Annotated in this window: 1 pseudogene; it reads left to right on the forward strand. The window is 78.2% G+C overall.

Going from position 1 to position 395, the window contains the following annotated elements:
• Positions 1-395: pseudogene (locus tag G3I42_RS20545) on the forward strand (carboxylesterase/lipase family protein); the annotation flags it as partial.

Consider the following 395-nt stretch of genomic DNA (forward strand, 5'->3'; position numbering starts at 1 on the left):
CTCCCGGCTCGGCGGCCTCGACCTCCGTACCGCGCGCCACCGCGACCCGCTCCTCGGCCTGAGCCCGTTCGGCCCGGTCCTGGACACCCAGCCCGCCCACGCGCTCGCCACGCCCGCGCCCGGCCTCCTCATCGGCACCAACTCCGAGGAGGGCAACCTTTATTCGGTCCCCTTCGGTACGCACACGAGCGACACCGCCGCCGATGTCCTCGCCACCGCGCGCGCCGCGCACCCCGACCCCGCGCGCCTCCTCGCCCACTACGCCGAGGCCCGCCCGGACGCCACGCCGGGCGAGACGCGCGCGGCCGTGCGGGGCGCGGCGCTCTTCCGGGCGGGCAGCCGGGCCCTCGCGGAAGCGGCGACGGCGGCCGGAACCCCCACGTTCGCCTACGAGT

The sequence above is a fragment of the Streptomyces sp. SID11385 genome, assembly GCF_010548245.1.
GTDB lineage: Bacteria > Actinomycetota > Actinomycetes > Streptomycetales > Streptomycetaceae > Streptomyces.